We start from the raw sequence: 17,344 nt of genomic DNA, 5'->3' as shown, positions 1-17,344 counted from the left end.
AGCGGTATTCAAGAATTGCACAAATGTGCAGTTCTTTTTTTTGTTTTGAATATCCCTTCTTCATATTGACTAATTTTGCAAAAGCATGATACGATTACTTCGAAAGAATAATATATTAGTTACGAACGAAACAGGAGGGCTTAAAATGACGATTCAAATAAAAGAACGAGAAAGTGCAAACAGTCAACCGTATTTCGGCTATTTAACCAACCGGATGAACCAGTATCGGGAATCCGTATTAACCAAGAAACCTTATATTTGTGCAGAACGCGCATTGTTAGCTACTGAAGCGTATAAGGAAAACCAACATCAGACAAACGTCATGAAGCGTGCCTTAATGCTGAAGAATATTTTAGAAAAAATGTCTATTTACATTGAAGATGAAACCTTGATCGTCGGGAATCAAGCAGCTTCCAACAAAGATGCACCGATTTTCCCGGAATATACGATGGAATTCGTGTTAAATGAACTGGATCTATTTGAAAAACGGGATGGCGATGTCTTTTATATAACTGAAAAAACCAAAGAGGATCTACGTTCGATCGCGCCTTTCTGGGAAAACAATAATTTACGAGCAAAAGCAGGCTGCTTATTGCCTGATGAAGTTTCTGTGTTCATGGAAACCGGCTTCTTCGGAATGGAAGGAAAGATGAATTCTGGTGATGCTCACTTAGCAGTAGATTATCAGACTGTTCTAGAAGTTGGCTTGGAAGGCTATCGCAGACGGACATTGCAGGAAAAAGCGAACCTAGATTTAACAGAGCCGGAAAGCATTGATAAGTATCAATTTTACAATGCGATTTTAATTGTATTAGATGCTGTTCAAACCTACGCAGAACGTTTCTCTGCCTTAGCAAAACAGCTGGCCGAAACAGCGTCACCTGAAAGAAAAGCGGAGCTGTTAGAGATTAGTCGTATTTGTGCGAAGGTTCCCAATCAACCGGCGGAAACCTTCCAAGAAGCGGTACAATCGGTTTGGTTTATTCAATTGATCTTACAAATTGAATCGAATGGCCATTCGCTTTCTTATGGTCGCTTCGATCAATATATGTATCCCTATTTGAAGTCTGATTTAGAAAAAGGCACCATTACTGAAGCGAAGGCGGTTGAGCTGTTAACCAATCTTTGGATCAAAACATTAACCGTCAATAAAGTAAGAAGCCAAGCACATACTTTTAGTAGTGCGGGTAGTCCACTTTATCAAAATGTGACCATCGGCGGCCAAACTCGGGATAAGAAAGATGCCGTGAATAAGCTTTCTTACCTTGTCCTTCGAAGTGTTGCGCAAACAAAATTACCGCAACCGAACTTAACGGTTCGTTATCATTCAGGATTAGATAATAACTTTATGAATGAATGTATCGAGGTGATGAAGCTAGGCTTTGGGATGCCTGCTTTTAACAATGATGAAATCATCATCCCTTCATTTGAAAAAATTGGTGTCACAGAAGAAGATGCCTATGATTATAGTGCAATCGGCTGTGTCGAAACGGCTGTTCCAGGTAAATGGGGCTATCGCTGTACAGGAATGAGCTACATGAACTTCCCTAAAATCTTAATGATTGCCATGAATGACGGGATTGATCCCGTTTCAGGCAAACGTTTTGTTGAAGGCTATGGTCATTTCAAAGAGATGAAGTCCTTTGAAGAGTTGCAGGAGGCTTGGGATAAAACCGTACGTGAATTAACTCGCATGAGTGTCATCGTAGAAAATGCCATTGATATTGGTCTTGAACGAGAAGTCCCAGATATTTTGTGTTCTGCACTAACAGAAGACTGTATCGGTCGAGGGAAGACATTGAAAGAAGGCGGAGCTGTTTATGACTTTATTTCTGGCCTTCAGGTTGGGATTGCCAACTTAGCGGATTCCCTGGCAGCGATTAGAAAGCTCGTTTATGAAGATGAAAAAGTTACGCAAGAAGAACTTTGGGAAGCGTTGATGACGGATTATGCCAGTGAACGCAGCCAAGAGATCCAACAAATGATTCTAAACGATGTTCCAAAATATGGGAACGATGATGACTATACCGATCAGCTAGTGACGAAAGCTTATGACAGCTATATCGAAGAAGTCAAAAAATACCCAAGTACCCGTTTTGGCCGCGGACCAATCGGCGGTACCCGTTATTCTGGAACGTCATCGATTTCAGCGAATGTCGGGCAAGGAAAAGGAACGATGGCTACACCGGATGGACGTAATGCATGGGTGCCTTTAGCTGAAGGCTGCTCGCCATCGCATAATATGGATAAAAACGGTCCGACTTCCGTACTTAAATCAGTTTCTAAGCTAAGAACAGAGGAAATCATTGGCGGTGTCTTACTCAATCAAAAAGTCAATCCTCAAACGTTAGCCAAAGAAGAAGACAAGCAAAAATTGATCATGTTACTGCGGGCATTCTTCAATAAATTGCACGGCTACCACATTCAATACAATGTCGTCTCTAGAGAAACATTGATCGATGCGCAAAAACATCCAGAAAAACATCGTGACTTAATTGTCCGTGTTGCCGGATACTCAGCCTTCTTCAATGTCTTATCAAAAGCCACCCAAGATGACATTATTGAACGGACCGAACACGTATTGTAATCGCATTATATATCTGAGAGACGAGGTCTCTCAGATATATTCTAGGTTTAGTTTCGGTGAAAATGGCGAAAATTGTTTTTAGAAAATTTGTGAATTTCTCCACAATCAATAATAATTATTTAAAAGATGGAGCGTTTAAAAAATGGAATTTATGCTAGATACAGCAAATATTGAAGATATCAAGAAATATGAAAGAATTATTCCCTTAGCTGGTGTGACGTCAAATCCTTCAATCGTAAAGAATGAAGGCAACATTGAGTTCTTTTCTCATATGAAACAAATCAGAGAAATCATCGGAGACGACAAATCACTTCATGTCCAAGTCGTTGCAACAGATTACGAGGGAATGCTCAAGGATGCAGAAACGATTTTAGCGAAAATTGACAAAAACGTCTTTGTAAAAGTTCCTGTCAGTGAAGAGGGCTTAAAAGTCATTAAAGAATTAAAGAAACGTGGAGTAAATGTGACTGCAACCGCAATCTACACCAAATTCCAAGCGTATTTAGCCATCGCAGCAGGTGCGGATTATATTGCACCTTATTTCAATCGAATGGAAAACTTGAACATTGATCCTAGAGAAGCCATAGCTGAAATGGCGAAGGAGATTTCAAGAACCAACAGCCAGACAAAAATTCTTGCTGCTAGCTTCAAAAATGTCGGTCAGGTGAATGCCGCTTTAGAAAATGGTGCGCAATCGGCAACGATGGGTGTAGACATCATTAAGTCTGCTTTTGCAATGCCGTCAATTGAAAAAGCAGTGGTTGATTTCACGTCTGATTGGGAAGCAAGTTTTGGTGAGGGAACGACTATTTCGTCACTATAACGAAAAAAAGGGGGGCTGCTTTATTTATTAAAGAAAATGTTCCTGCTAAAAAACTAAAGATAATTGATAGATAGCCCAAGCATCCTTAAGTGATGAATGGGTTATTTTTGTTCGTAAAAGCGAAAGGAAATCCTAGTCTATTTTTATCCCATGATCGGAGCTAGTCAATAGTTTGCTACAAGTGTTGACTAGTTACCATTGCTCAAAAGCTTCTCTACACAAAAATGAAAAGGCTATCAAAAAACGTTGACAATTTGTTTAAACAAATATAGTATAAATGTATGGTTTAATGTACGAGTCAATAAACAGAAAGAGGTTATGTAAATGAGAAGCTTACGCGATACAAACTTTGTCCCTGAATGGGTCTCCATCACGAACGAGAAAGTGATTCCTCAAATCGACTGGATCAAGCATAAAAAGCTGGACGTTGCTTATGGCGATCACGATCTGCAGAAGCTAGATGTTTATCTGCCAGAGGGGGAAGGGCCGTTTCCGGTTGTCGTTTTGGTTCATGGCGGTGGGTTTGCTTTATGTGATAAACGTGATTGGCATCTGTATCCTGGCTTTTTTGCTTTACAAGAGGGCTTTGCGCTAGTTTCTGTAAATTATCGCTTACTGCCGGACATCCAACGAATGGACCCGATCAATGATCTTACGGCTGCGCTGGCTTTTATTAGAGAACATGCGGAAGAATACCAGTTTGATGCGACAAATATGTTTTTGTATGGGACATCGGCAGGGGGAAATTTGGTTTCACAGGTAGGCCTGCGTACAGCCGCTAATGGTGAAGCAGTCAGAGGGGTTGCTGCGTTATGTCCATTATTGGATTTCAGTAATGAAGCGGCTTTTATCGAAATATTTGAAGCCATCGCTCCGGAGTATATGCAGCAAAGTCGGAAATTATTGCATGACTATCTAGGCTTTGATCCACAGGTGAATCGTGAAGCGGCGAAAGAGGCGAACATCGATTATGTGATCACAGAGAAAGCACCGCCGTTTTATATTCAACATGGAACGATGGATCCAGCAGTTCCTGCGGAGCAATCGATTAATTTTGCTCGAAGTTTGGAAGAAAAAATCGGGAAAGAACACGTTGTTTTAGATTTAATGCCTGAAACAGGTCATGCTGGCGGGGGACCCGAATTTTTGGAAAAAGAACACATTCAACCGATTCTTGCGTTTTTCAAAGCTTTGATCAAGTAGTTTTCAGCGGGGCAGAAGTATTTTACTGAAGGAATGATAAAAATGTATCGAATGATCTGGCATCAAGTCTTTTCAAATTATGGCAATCTTCATTTTAAACCCAATGGCAGAACCGAAAAAATCGCTATTAAACAAAACATTTCCGGCAAGGGGATTCGAGTCGAATTTTCCAATAAATATGACCAGACTGCGATGAGCGTGAACCGTGCAAGTGTTGCGACAAATCCGCAGATGGCCAATGCGCGCCCACTCACTCTGAATGAGCAAACCGCTTTTGAGATTCCTGCTGGGCAATCTCTATGGTCTGATCTCACCACTATTGTTGTGCCGCTGAAATCGACCTTGTATTTCCAGCTGGAGATACGCAACGACGTCAATGATTTGGCTACGTCTGCCCATAATTTTTCCACTCAAATTTTTGAAACGAACATTCTTGATTTTGGCATGAATTATGTTTACGGTATGACTTCGGTAGCGATTTTGACTGAAACGAGCGGGCACACGATTGCTTTTTTTGGCGATTCACTGACAAACCAGGGCTATTATGCGGATAATGCCGCGAAAGGACTTTATGACCATATCGACGGGATCACAACGATCAATGAAGGGATCTCAGGCAATCGTTTGCTTTTGCCGGGAACCTCTGATTCTGAATGGAATGCCGGCTTTGGCGAGCCTGCCGTGGCGCGTTTTAGCCAATTAGTCAGGTATCGACCGGATGTGGCGGTGATATTGATTGGAGACAATGACCTTTACCAAGTTGGTTCGGACAATAGAACCGAAATGCCTACCGCCACAAAAATGATTACTGCATTAAAGTGTATCGTTAATGAAGCCGTAGTAGCAGGGTTGACGCCGATTTTAGTCACCCTGACACCTTTTAAAGGGGCCTTTTCTAATGGAAAAGCAGCTTGGTCAGAAGAAAAGGAAATTATTCGTAAAGCGGTCAATCAATGGATTCGGCAAAAGAACTTAATGATTGATCTGGATCGTTTTGTGCGTGATGCGGCTGATCCTAGAAAATTGGCTGAGCAGTATGATTCAGGCGATCACTTGCATTTCTCTGAAACAGGGGGAGCAGCAATTGGAGCGTATATGGCCAAAGAAATTTCTGAATTATTGAAGGAGGAATGACCGATGAAACTGACTATTATGCTGACAAAGCTGTTATATCAGCTAACGACGCTGAATCGTAGCAAGTATAATGATACGTTTCCGATCGAACCACCGGTGGAAAAATTCAGAAACGTGCCGTATTCCAGGGGGACAGATAAAAAACAGGTACTGGATATTTACACCCCAGCCGTTAAAGGAAAGTTTCCCGTCTTTATTCAAATTCATGGCGGCGGCTGGACGTTGGGCGATAAGGACGACAACATCGGTTATTGCGAATATATCGCCTCAAAAGGTTATGTCAGTGTCGCAATCAATTATAGCTTGGCACCCAAAGCGCCGCATCCGAAGCAAGAAAGAATTGTTTTTGATGCGATTAGATGGATAAATGAACACATTGCAGCGTATGGAGGAAACCCTCAACGTATTTTCTTAGCTGGAGATTCTGGCGGTGCTCACTTGGCTTCGACGGTAGCGAATGTCTGCACGAATCTGGACGCGGCGAAGGTATATGGTGTGGAACCACCGTTAAGGGAAGAACAGCTTGCGGGAATGGTTCTGTTTTACGGAGCGTATGATTTTCTGAGTGCCAAATACGCCAAGTTTCCCTTTATTAAAGTCAGCTATGAATCTTTTTTGGGGACGATGGACGATAAGAACGACCGTGAGTTCATGATTGAAGCCTCCCCGATTAATTATGTAACTGAAGAATTTCCGCGAACAATCCTTCTTTCAGGAGAAATCGACGGGCTGCACGACTCTCAAACGCTGCAATTTTCGAAGTGTCTGAAGGAAAAGCAGATTCCCGTGACAGAAGTCTTTTTTGATCAAACTCGCGAAGACGCGGTTCATGGATTTATGGTGGATTACAGTCGCGAATGTACAAAGGAGAGTATGGAGAAGGTCTTGGAGTTTCTCGCAGATAGATAATAAAAATCGTAGGAAGAGATTGGGACGGAAGTGGTCAGCTTCAAGAAATTTCGGTTTAGTTGCGAAGAAGCTATTTCTGAATCACTGTTTGATCGAAAAAAGGAGCTGTGACAAGGTTTTTGTCACAGTTCCTTTTTTTGAGCTTTTTCTGATTCTATCGCTGCGCAAATGAAACCATCACGTATTCATTCGGAATATAGCGAATAAAGGTGTGCTCAAACAAACGTCCGCTGTCGGTATAGGCGATGTTCTCAATTTCGCCAACGCAGTTGTTTTCGCCTAAATCTAAATTTTCAAAATCAGCCTCTACGGCTGAAACGACCTTCATGACGGATTTGGAGGCCGCGATTTTGAAATCCAGTTGGGTATCGATATACTCGTAAATGGAGCCCTCCGCGATTTCTGCAGTGATCGGACCTAGATACATTTTCTTGAAATAGCTGGTATCATACATCATGGATTTTTCATTGATGATCCGAAGTCGACTGATTTTATAGATACGTTCGCCTTCGTTAAAGGAAATCTTTTGAGCAAGCTCTTCAGAAACGGTGAGTTCTTGGAAATCAATTAATTTGGAAGAGGTGCTGATTTCATTATAATTTGAAAGCTCTTTTAGCCCATGAAAGTTGCCTGTTTTAAAAAAGACTTTGTCAACTTTAGACGTCTCCAGCACCACTACCCCACGGCCCTTGACGCTGTATACCAGTCCTTCGTCATTCAGTTTGGCGATGGCCCGGCGAATCGTATTTCGACTGGTTTTGAAGCGGTCAACTAGCTCCAATTCTGTTGGTAGTAATAAGGTATCGTTATAAAGGCCTTCTCGAACTTCCTTTTTAAGCTGTAGATAGATTTCAGAAAATTTATTAGCAGCCATTCAAAAACCTCCTTATGAGATATAGTCATTATAGCATATTAATGAAATATGTTTGAACAAATTTTTAGAGGAAAAGGTTAAACTACTATTGAATATTTGTTTAAACAAATGTATAATACATGTAAGGGTTTTCTAACGTTAGATTGAATTCGATTTTCTCAAGTAAGGGATATGGAGGAGGAGCAAGTAATGGAAGAAAAACAGGCACGGCAAATTGCACAACAAACATTAGCGGCGATTGGTGGAAAAGAAAACATCACCTCAGCCTTTCATTGTGTGACCCGTTTGCGTTTTATTTTAAAAGATGATAGTAAAGTGGATTTAGATAAAATCAAGAACATTCCTGGAACTTTAGGCTTTCAGAAGTCCGGAGATCAGTACCAAGTGATTATCGGTCCTGATGTAGGCACGGTTTTTGAACAAATGCACATTGATAATGAGCCAAGCAGAAATGAAGAAAACGCTGAAACGATTCCTGCACCAAAGAAAAAGCGGACACTAAAAACCGTCGGCAGTAATATTTTAGACGCCTTGGTTGGAAGTATCACACCAGCGTTGCCAGCCATTATCTGTGCCGGGATGATCAAGATGTTCCTGATGCTTTTGGGGCCAAGCTTGATTGGTGTGCTGTCAGATAAAAGTGGTACGTATCAAGTTTTAAATTTTGTTGGCGACGCCGGCTTTTACTTTCTGCCAGTCTTTCTAGGGTACACCAGTGCCAAGAAATTTAAGGCAAATCCGATTTTGGGTATGTTGATGGGGAGCGTGTTGATCGCACCGGCCTTTGTGGAGAGTGTGATGCAGGGCGCGGCACTGAATGTCTACGGACTGCCGATCACGCCAGTTAACTATTCAAGTACCGTCATTCCGATTATTTTAATCGTCTGGATGATGTCTTATGTTGAGAAATTTTTCGATAAATATATTCCAAGCAGCTTCAAAATGGTCTTTGTACCGGTTCTTACCGTGCTTGTCACAGTGCCTCTGGCGTTAGTCGTTTTAGGACCTTTGGGAAGTATTTTGGGCAATTATATTAGCGCCTTCTTGCTATGGACGCATCAAGTTTTTGGTCCGTTTGGGATCGGTCTGATCGCCGCTGTCTTCGCTTTGCTGATCGTTACTGGGATGCATCATGCGATCAATATGGCGGTCTTGGTAACCTTGACGGCGAACGGCTATGATGAAGTAGTGTTTGTCGCGGTGGCACCAGTAGTGATCGCCATTGCGGCGGCGGCCTTGGCCTTCGCGTTGAAGGCGAAGCAGCCGGCGAATCGAAGTCTGGGATTCTCCAGCTTTGCCTTGCAGCTGATCGGTGGAGTGGCAGAACCGACGCTTTATGGGGTGATGATTCCCTACGTCAAGCCGTTTGTGGCCCAAGCGATTGGTGCTTTTTGCGGGGCGCTGTATATGGGCTTTATGCAGGTGAAGGCTTACGCTCTGACAGGCTCGAACATCTTCATTTTAGCGGGGTTCATCCATGAAGACTCCGCGAATTTAACGAATGCAATTATTGGCTGCGGGATTGCATTTGTCGTCACCTTTGCTTTAGTCTGGGTGCTCGGATTTAATGAAAAGGAACAAGAAATTTTTGAATAGGTAGTGAACGGAATGATTTCAAAACTAATCACAAGATCCGATGATTTCGGATCAAGTAACGCCTCGAATCAGGCGATCTATCAAGCGTTGAAAACGAAGGACTATATAAAAAATGTCTCTTGCATGGCGGTGGGTCCCATGATGGAATCAGGCGCGGAGCTTTTAAAATCTTTGCCCGATCGTGATTTTTCAATTGGGATACACGGGACGCTTACCTCGGAGTGGACTTATCTGAAGTGGTTTCCCATGACTGAGACGAGTCAGATTACCTCATTGATTACCGAAAATGGCACTTTTCCTCCCGAATTTGGCCTTCCTGATCAGAACATCGATCCGGATGACGTAGTAAAAGAGTTTGATGCACAGCTGGATTACTTAACAAAGCTGGGATTATCGGTCAGTTACTTTGATACTCATATGATGCCGGAGCTGTATTATCCAGAATTAGTGCCGGTTTTACGCGAGTGGACCAATCAAAAGGGTCTGATCAATCACCTTGACTGGTACGATCTGAAACAAAAATTAGGGCCCCACAGCTTTGCTACAGCAGAAGTGGGCCTCACGCTGTGGACGGATTGGCTCAGTAGCTTAACGGAGGACTATCGTCTGACGCTAATGCATCCGATGCTCCCCGGTCGTGAAGGATTGTCCTTTGCGAATGACCGATCAGCGGTTGGCATGGTTGGAAACTATCGCGGGATAGAATATGAACTATTGATGTCAGGTAAATTAGAAGAATGGTGTGACCGAAATGGTATTATGCGGGTTTCCTATGAGTATGCTGCACGGAACCTTGAAAAAAAAGTGTGAGGTGAAGAAAAATGAGAGCAGAGGAAATAGAACCCCAAACGTGGCTGATCACTCGTGGAAATGGACAAGCTTCTACTCACAACTATCTGATTGTTGGTGAAAAAAAGGCGGCGTTAATTGACACGGGGCTAAAGGCAGAAGACCTTCGTGCCTTTACGGCTACTTTAACGGATAAGCCGATCATCGTGCTTCATACCCATGGACACATCGACCATATCGGCAATGATCAGCAATTTGAAGAAATCATGTTACATCCGCAAGATTTTTCGTTGTTTCAGCTCCATTCGTCGGCTGCTTTTCGCACGGAATTTTTCAAGGGCAATAAAGCAATGAAATGGGACCAGGATCAAACCGACCCTCGACAAGCGATCAATCAAACAGTTAAGCTGGAGCCGTTGACGGAGGGGATGATTGTCGATCTTGGTCAGCGGCAGCTCAAAGTGATTGAAAATCCCGGGCATACCTACGGCTGTCTTTCTCTGATTGAGGAGGACAGGAAAAGGATTTACACCGGCGATATGATCTGTGAAAAGGGGGTACTCCTGCACTTTGCTGAATCAACTGATATCGCTCGTTATAAAAAAAGTTTAGAGCATCTTCGCTCGGCTATTGCTCCTGACTATCAGCTTTATCCTGGGCATCAGCGAATGCCGCTTTCCAGCGAATGGATCGATGCGTACACCGAATGTGCAGAGGAATTGCTTGCACTCGGAAAAGAGCTGACGAAAACCAATCTGACTGAACAGGAGACTCATGAAATCTTATTCCATTCAAAAGGAAAAGCAACGATTTCTTATACAAGGGAAAAAATATTGGCGCACGAAGGGACTAGCGACAACTAAGAATTTCTCTGTTAGTACCTGAAAGGCGTATTAAAACAATGAAAAGACAGCTATCCATCCTCTAGCGTTCTGCGTAGGAGCTTGTATGAGGGAGAAGAATAAACAGACGGTCCATTTCAGACCATTTTTTTGCGCTTGGCCATTTAGGTTGCTGAGCGTTTTTTTCTTTGCTTTATCGCTACCATGTTCTTTTACCATTTGGATACCATCTATCCGCAAATAAAAAAAGAATTGGAAGAACGAAAAGTCTGATCGGTTCACCGTCCAACCATCTTGAATCGATGGTTGGGCTTTTTGTATTCACGGGATGGTCATCAAACATTTTGTAAGTAGACACTCTTCATGTCTTGAAAAGAACCTAGTAAAAAGAAACTTAATCATGCAGGGTAATTCTTTTTTAGTCGTTTCATGATCTAGGACATTTTTACATGTAATGGCCAATTAAGGTAAAATATGACAGGAGAACGTCTTTTACGCAAATAAGCGTAACGCTGAAAGCCATTGTGTCAGAAAACATTACATTCAATCAGAAAAGAGGGATAGTATGCAGGCTCAACAGGAATGGGAAATACTTTCGAATCAAATAACAGACGAGCTATGGAAAATTGTCTACCAGCGATTTTCCTTCGAACCAGATTATTATGCGAAAGATTCTCGCTATTTATTAAAGGAACCACACGATCTCTATAGCTGCAAGGAAATCGGTCTTCTCGCTGATTCTGATCCGAACTGGCGTAAAACGATTCAAGATATTTTCTGTAGATGCTTAAAAGATCAGGAGTCTATGTATGTGTTGGATTGGCAACACACCTGTTATGAATATTATCCACGAGTGAAAGTACGAAAAGAAAATCCCACCTTTATTTCGGATGAACGCTTTGGCGATGGGGGTTACTATGCTTATTTTCCAGAATTTTTCCCCGATGGAGATTACTATCTGTTTTTCTCTAAAGATTTTTCTTGGGGATATCTGACGGATCCTTGGCGGCAACAGATTTTTGTTTATGGAGAACAACTGAGACAAGAAATCCGCGCGAAAGCAAAATTTATTGGACTTATTCTGATTGAGTCTCGAGAGGAGAACAGGGAAGAAGAAACGTAAAAGACTTCTATAAAATTTTTTAAAAAAAGGTTCTTTTGTTCGTTGATTTGAACCATTCATAAGCGCATAATAATCAAAAAAGGACTGAAATCAATGAGTAAAAAAGTGTTATGGGTTTGGTCATTTAACAATCGTCAGCAAACAGTCGGTACACTTGCTGGAACGAGCGGTGTGACTCTACGACCGATCAAGTTTCAAAAAGAGATGCGCGAGGTATTAGCTCCTGAATGGGAAATTGAGTTTATCAGTGATGATTGGTCGGAGGAAATGCCCCTAGCAGACGTGATCGTTCTACCTAAGACGAATAAAACACTTTATGCAGAACGTGCCAAAAATGCGAATGTTGTGTGGGTGTCAGGTATTGAGGTCGCGGAACATGATTATGAAGGAATCAAGCAGAAGATAGTCGAAGCATAAAGAAGCTAAAATAAGCAGCAAATCATTTCTACGATCGAAGAAGGAAAACACTTTTGCAGTGAATCTATTTCGAAGTTAGTGCATAGAGCAGTCTAAATTTCGTCTCGCCTTCGGTTTCGATTACGATAAAAGAGGAAGTATCGTCGATGGATACTTCCTTTTTTGCGTTTAATTATTATGGCTACGTAATCCTTTATCGCTTTAGGTAAAAAAACTCGAAATGAAATTAAATAAAGTTGAATTTGGTCCAGGGATTTAAATATTTTAATAACACTAGTTCCTCCTTCGAAATACGACCAATTTTGTTTTTTCGAGTATCCTTGTGTGGTGTCAATACGATTTGCAATTCGTTTTTATAGATACCAAATTGGTCATTCCCGATTAAAACATCACCGAATTTGAATTCGATATTGTTGGTGTGAGGAGGGGTTTCCTCTTCTTTATAAATAACCCGTGATTGGGTGGAACGCGCCACTAACGCGTTTGTATCGCCGCGACGGAAATGCTGCATGTCGCAGGCGATTTTGCGTTCTAATTCCGTTGCCTCCGCTAAAAAATCTACCTTTAATTGGAGCTGATACCGATCCATTTCTGCTAGAGCCTTCAATTCTTCTTCTGTTGCATAAGCATTTCCGATAATGACATCATCGATGAAGCCAGTGGCAAATAGTTTTTTCGCCTGTACTTGTATTGGCAAATAACGGTCACTTTCCAAAGTTGGCAAGCCATCATTTACATTCCATGGACCTTGTTCCCCATGCTGGCTGGCTACGAAGGCGGCGGTATGAATACCATTCTTCTTAAATCGTTCACTGCACTCTAGGAAAAATTCTTCTGTTAAACCGGTTCCCACCTGCGGGTAAAAATTGTGACAGCCGAATAAATAAGGTTTATTGGCTTGATAACTCAAGATATTCTCAAGGTAAGCGACATCGTTGCTCATGTTCAATTCGATGATTAGTCCATAAGGATTATAGCTGATCAGTGCCTCGGTATTCCCATCAAAGCCTTGATCTAAACGAATGCCATCCACGCCTAATTCCGCAAAAAAACGGAGATCTTGATAGCTGATCCGCAGTTTTTCAAAGATGCGAGGGGAGATATCGATGATGGTTAAATAGCCTAACTCCTTCGCCACAGCAATGATCCTGCTGAATTTTTGTTTGGTGGCAAGGATGTCGTCCGCTTCAAGCATACTCATGAAAAGTCGAGAATACCCGTATTTTTTCCCCAGTGCTAAATAGTCTTTGTCTTTTGAAAAATCGCTATGGTCTGGATAAATGGAAAGTCCTAATTGTCTAAATGTCATCATTTATTCTCCTCTGTAATAAAGTACCCCAGAAGCATTTGTACCAACTAAAGGGATCAACGCCACTTCGGGATATTTTTGTCTGATAGTTTGTTCAAAACTTTTTTGAAGCACCTGATTATTTGTCAAAACGGAACCTGAAAGGGCAATGTTACTTTGATTTGCGCTTGGACCTATTTGATCAAGGATTGCCAAAACCTGAAGACCTAAACGTTTTCCGCAGCGCATTAAAATTTTTTGAAAGGCTTGATTTTTAGTGCCATGTTCTGCAAATGCTTTTCCAAAAGCGGCCAAATCATTGCGAGGAAGACGATTGAACAGCTGAACGGCTTCAAACACATTCTCTACGCCAATTATTGGCAAAATCAGTTTTGTTAACTCACCAATGTTCCCTTTATCCGCTTCCCTCAGCATTCCTTTAAAAGCTTGACGGACCAAATCATAGGCACTGCCTTGGTCCCCTAATAAGTGTCCCCAGCCCCCAGCGCGATAGGCTGTTTGATTGAATTGGCCTAGAACAATAGAACCTGTTCCAGCGATGACCAAGATTCCGTCTGTTCCTTGTAATCCTTTCAACATTGCCAGCTCGGCATCCGATAAGACGACTGCTGGCCGATGAAATGTCTGTTCAATAAAATCCGCGATTTCATTTTGGTTTCCAGCACTTTGACTACCGGCTACGCCAGCTAAAATTAGTTCACAATTGGCTATCGGCAATATATCGAATAATTTTGTTAAAACGCTCTCAATATTTTGCAGCGTTTGTGCGAAATGAATCAAGCTATTTCCTGGTCCCGCCTCTCTTTCGGCCAGTAATTCTCCAGTTTCAGAGTATGCCTGAGCAGTTACGCGCGTTCCACCGCTATCAATTCCTATTCTATAATTCATAAATTTTTCCTCCAAAATGCTTGACATGGAATAAAAATACGTTTACATTGTATCTGAAATGAAATTTTATTTCAAGAGAAATGAAGAAATGAAATCGAATTTCTAAAAAGGGGAGAGAAAAGGAAGATTGAAGGAGGTCAATTAGTAAAAGCAAGAACAGTATGGGAGGAACAGGAATGCCGATTTTTGCCAAAATTCAAGAACATCAGGAGGCATTTTCAAAATCAGAATTAAAAATCGCGCAGTTTATTTTGGACCAACCGCAAGAAGTGTTGGAAATGACTGCTCAACAATTAGCTAGAGCAGCTGATTCCAGCAGTGCCGCTGTTATCCGTTTGTGTAAGCGGTTAAAAGTTTATGGGTTCCCGCAGCTTAAAATAGAATTATCCGCGGATTTAAGCGGGGGAGAACTGAACCGAAAAATACAGCCAGAGGTACGAGAAAATGAAGAAATCAGTTCCATTAAAGAACGATTATTACTGAATACACAACATTCTTTAGCTGAAACAGTGAACGAACTAGACGATAGCCAAATCAGTCAACTTAGCCAATTGATTGCTCGTTCAAAGCGGTTGCTTGTCTTGGGTATCGCCGCTTCTAATCTGGTCGCTCAAGATATTGCTCAAAAATGGGGAAATGTTGGCACGATTGTTTTCGCTTTTAATAACGTAAATGATCTATTGCCGATAATAGCAAATGCAGGAGCAGAGGATATTCTCTGGGTGGTAGATAATTCTGGCGAAACCCCAGAGGCTGTACAGGCAGCCCAGATTGCTAAAGAGCGAAAGGTTCCGATCATTACGATGACGAAAAGAGGCAGCAGTACTGTCTCTGAGCTTGGTGATATTGAGATTCACACGAGTCAGCCGATCGAATTACCGGGAAGAATTGCTGCGACGGATTCCTTACTATTACAGTTTATGGCTATTGATATTATCTTTTATGATTTTGTGAGTCGGAATTACGAGTCAAGCATTTCCCAGTTGAATCAATCGGCGAAACTGGTGAAGGATTATAAGAACCATTTCTATAAAAATAAATGATACAAACTGGTGTAGGGTCAACGCCTACGCAGCTCAGTACAACCAATCTAATGTAAAAAAAGTGTAAAAAAAGGAGAAGTACCCATGGATAAATTCATGAAGATTATCGAAGAAAAACTTGTGCCGCCAATGTCTAAACTAGGGACACAAAGACATTTATTAGCCATTCGTAATGGTGTTGTGTCGACGTTGTCTCTCATTTTAATCGGTAGTTTCTTTCTTATTTTTGTAAATATTCCTTACAAACCACTAGCTGACTTATTAGCCCCTTACAGTGCAACGATTGCTTTGCCATTTCGGATGACCATGGGCTTGATGGCGATCTATGCGACCTTCATCATGGGGTCTGATCTTGCCAAATCCTACAAGCTAGACCCAACAACAGGCGGGGTATTGTCTTTAGGGGCATTCTTCATGCTGCAAATGCCAGTGAATGTGACAACTCCCGCTGATGCCCCATTAGGATTTGTTTTACCGATGGCGTCATTAGGCGCTTCGGGGATGTTCTCAGGAATCTTAGCTATGATTTTTTCTGTTGAAATCTATCGTTTTTTCACCAAAAAGAAAATCACGATCAAAATGCCAGAACAGGTACCACCAGCAGTGGCGCGCTCTTTTGAAGCTTTAATTCCAGGCGCTGTTGTTTTGGTTACGCTGTGGGTTATCCGCGATATCATTGGTTTTGATGTAAATTCCGCTTTAATGGCGATGTTTAAACCAATTACGGGTCTGTTAGGAAATAACTTATTTGGCGCCTTATTGCCAATGTTCTTCATTCATTTGTTGTGGTCGTTTGGGATTCACGGAATGAGTATTGTCGGCTCTGTTATCCGGCCAATTTGGCTAGTGATGCTAGACGACAATGCCAAAGCGTTAGCATCAGGAACATCTGCTACAAAGCTTCCTTATATCGCGCCGGAGCAATTTTATCAATGGACAGTGACGATCGGTGGAGCAGGTGCGACCATCGTTGTTGCCGCCTTATTCCTGTTTATTTGTAAATCAAAATTCCTAAAAGAAGTCGGACGTTTCACCTTGATTCCCGGGATTTTCAATATCAATGAACCAATGATGTTCGGAGCACCAATGATCTTGAATCCGTATATGTTTATTCCATTTAATTTGGTGCCGTTAGTATTGACGACAATTTCTTATTCAGCTATTAAGTTGGGGATCGTCAACGGCTTTACAACGTATCAGGCATGGACGCTTCCAGCTCCAATTGGTGGGTTCTTGAGTGCCGGGAATGATTGGCGCGTTGTCGTATTGATTGTTGTGAACCTCCTTGTCGCAGGGATTATCTACTATCCGTTCGTAAAAGCTTATGACAAGAAGATGGTTCAAGATGAGATGGCACAGGTAGAAGCAAGTGCTGCAGAATAAGTTGTAAAAGAGAGGGTGGGAAACGATGTACTGGATCGCTGTATTTGTATTTTTCTTCATTGTATTAACTGTGAGCCAATTCTTATTAACCAAATTAAAGAAAGCAGGCATTCGAATTCACCGTTGGATTTGGGCTTTTGCTTCCTTTCTAATCATGATTCTACCAAATGTTTTATTGCCAAATTTATCAGAGCAGGTAAATATCTTCCTGTATGCATTGTGCGCAGTTTTTGCGGTTAATTTTATGATCGAGCAGAGAAAATATGTAGAAGCGATGAACAATCGATACCCTACTCAAGAAAAAATAAATAGAACTTAATGCAGGACTTATGCTTCCTGATTTTTGATTGATTGGAAAAAGATTCTAATGAAAAATAAACCGGAAACAAGTGAAAACCGAGTCTTTCGGTTTTCACTTGTTTCC

Annotated in this window: 16 protein-coding genes; 13 read left to right on the top strand and 3 right to left on the bottom strand. The window is 41.7% G+C overall.

Annotated features, from left to right (window positions below):
- Window positions 1-145: 145 nt before the first annotated feature.
- The 5 genes from IGI44_RS18600 (at window position 146) to IGI44_RS18580 (ending at window position 6,656) form a co-directional block, all read left to right on the top strand.
- Complete coding sequence (locus IGI44_RS18600; RefSeq protein ID WP_438789427.1) at window positions 146-2,587, top strand: glycyl radical protein; 2,442 nt, start codon at window positions 146-148, stop codon at window positions 2,585-2,587.
- Window positions 2,588-2,729: 142 nt separating this feature from the next.
- On the top strand, window positions 2,730-3,410 hold the full coding sequence (locus tag IGI44_RS18595) for a fructose-6-phosphate aldolase (RefSeq protein WP_438789426.1): 681 nt from the start codon (window positions 2,730-2,732) through the stop codon (window positions 3,408-3,410).
- A 324-nt stretch (window positions 3,411-3,734) separates the two neighbouring features.
- A complete protein-coding gene (locus IGI44_RS18590; protein WP_438789425.1) occupies window positions 3,735-4,613 on the top strand; it encodes an alpha/beta hydrolase in 879 nt (292 codons plus the stop codon).
- Window positions 4,614-4,655: 42 nt separating this feature from the next.
- Window positions 4,656-5,747 carry a GDSL-type esterase/lipase family protein gene (locus IGI44_RS18585; protein ID WP_438789424.1) on the top strand — a complete coding sequence of 364 codons (1,092 nt, stop codon included), beginning with the start codon at window positions 4,656-4,658 and terminating at the stop codon, window positions 5,745-5,747.
- Between the two features lie 3 nt (window positions 5,748-5,750).
- Window positions 5,751-6,656, top strand: a complete 906-nt coding sequence (locus tag IGI44_RS18580) for an alpha/beta hydrolase (protein ID WP_438789423.1) — start codon at window positions 5,751-5,753, stop codon at window positions 6,654-6,656.
- Window positions 6,657-6,810: 154 nt separating this feature from the next.
- Here the strand turns inward: IGI44_RS18580 and IGI44_RS18575 are convergent, their stop codons facing one another.
- Window positions 6,811-7,530 carry a GntR family transcriptional regulator gene (locus IGI44_RS18575; RefSeq protein WP_438789422.1) on the bottom strand — a complete coding sequence of 240 codons (720 nt, stop codon included), beginning with the start codon at window positions 7,528-7,530 and terminating at the stop codon, window positions 6,811-6,813.
- Between the two features lie 189 nt (window positions 7,531-7,719).
- On the opposite strand from IGI44_RS18575, the gene IGI44_RS18570 reads away from it, so the two are divergent.
- The 5 genes from IGI44_RS18570 to IGI44_RS18550 all read left to right on the top strand — a co-directional run bounded on the left by IGI44_RS18570 (window position 7,720) and on the right by IGI44_RS18550 (window position 12,297).
- Window positions 7,720-9,126, top strand: coding sequence for a PTS transporter subunit EIIC (locus tag IGI44_RS18570; protein ID WP_438789421.1), 1,407 nt, complete (start codon window positions 7,720-7,722; stop codon window positions 9,124-9,126).
- Window positions 9,127-9,138: 12 nt separating this feature from the next.
- The gene (locus IGI44_RS18565) at window positions 9,139-9,936 is read left to right on the top strand and encodes a ChbG/HpnK family deacetylase (protein ID WP_438789420.1); all 798 of its coding nucleotides are present in this window, start codon (window positions 9,139-9,141) and stop codon (window positions 9,934-9,936) included.
- Window positions 9,937-9,947: 11 nt separating this feature from the next.
- A complete protein-coding gene (locus IGI44_RS18560; RefSeq protein WP_438789419.1) occupies window positions 9,948-10,778 on the top strand; it encodes an MBL fold metallo-hydrolase in 831 nt (276 codons plus the stop codon).
- A gap of 544 nt (window positions 10,779-11,322) precedes the next feature.
- On the top strand, window positions 11,323-11,880 hold the full coding sequence (locus IGI44_RS18555) for a DUF2716 domain-containing protein (protein ID WP_438789418.1): 558 nt from the start codon (window positions 11,323-11,325) through the stop codon (window positions 11,878-11,880).
- Between the two features lie 93 nt (window positions 11,881-11,973).
- Window positions 11,974-12,297, top strand: a complete 324-nt coding sequence (locus IGI44_RS18550; RefSeq protein WP_438789417.1) for a hypothetical protein — start codon at window positions 11,974-11,976, stop codon at window positions 12,295-12,297.
- Between the two features lie 226 nt (window positions 12,298-12,523).
- Here the strand turns inward: IGI44_RS18550 and IGI44_RS18545 are convergent, their stop codons facing one another.
- Together IGI44_RS18545 and IGI44_RS18540 are read right to left on the bottom strand one after the other, a co-directional pair.
- A complete protein-coding gene (locus IGI44_RS18545; RefSeq protein WP_438790296.1) occupies window positions 12,524-13,606 on the bottom strand; it encodes a DUF871 domain-containing protein in 1,083 nt (360 codons plus the stop codon).
- Between the two features lie 3 nt (window positions 13,607-13,609).
- Window positions 13,610-14,494, bottom strand: a complete 885-nt coding sequence (locus IGI44_RS18540) for a BadF/BadG/BcrA/BcrD ATPase family protein (protein ID WP_438789416.1) — start codon at window positions 14,492-14,494, stop codon at window positions 13,610-13,612.
- 176 nt (window positions 14,495-14,670) lie between these two features.
- Between IGI44_RS18540 and IGI44_RS18535 the strand changes: the two genes are divergently transcribed.
- From IGI44_RS18535 to IGI44_RS18525, 3 genes are all read left to right on the top strand, one after another.
- Window positions 14,671-15,537, top strand: coding sequence for a MurR/RpiR family transcriptional regulator (locus IGI44_RS18535; protein ID WP_438789415.1), 867 nt, complete (start codon window positions 14,671-14,673; stop codon window positions 15,535-15,537).
- An 84-nt stretch (window positions 15,538-15,621) separates the two neighbouring features.
- Window positions 15,622-16,920: a PTS sugar transporter subunit IIC gene (locus IGI44_RS18530; protein ID WP_438789414.1), complete on the top strand. Its 1,299-nt coding sequence runs from the start codon at window positions 15,622-15,624 to the stop codon at window positions 16,918-16,920.
- Window positions 16,921-16,945: 25 nt separating this feature from the next.
- Window positions 16,946-17,239: a diacylglycerol kinase gene (locus IGI44_RS18525; RefSeq protein WP_438789413.1), complete on the top strand. Its 294-nt coding sequence runs from the start codon at window positions 16,946-16,948 to the stop codon at window positions 17,237-17,239.
- The last annotated feature ends 105 nt before the right edge of the window (window positions 17,240-17,344 follow it).

It is taken from the genome of Enterococcus sp. DIV0756, assembly GCF_051710745.1.
Classification (GTDB): domain Bacteria; phylum Bacillota; class Bacilli; order Lactobacillales; family Enterococcaceae; genus Enterococcus_A.
The sequence above is the reverse complement of the archived record's forward strand: the minus strand, read 5'-3'. Positions and strand labels throughout refer to the sequence as shown.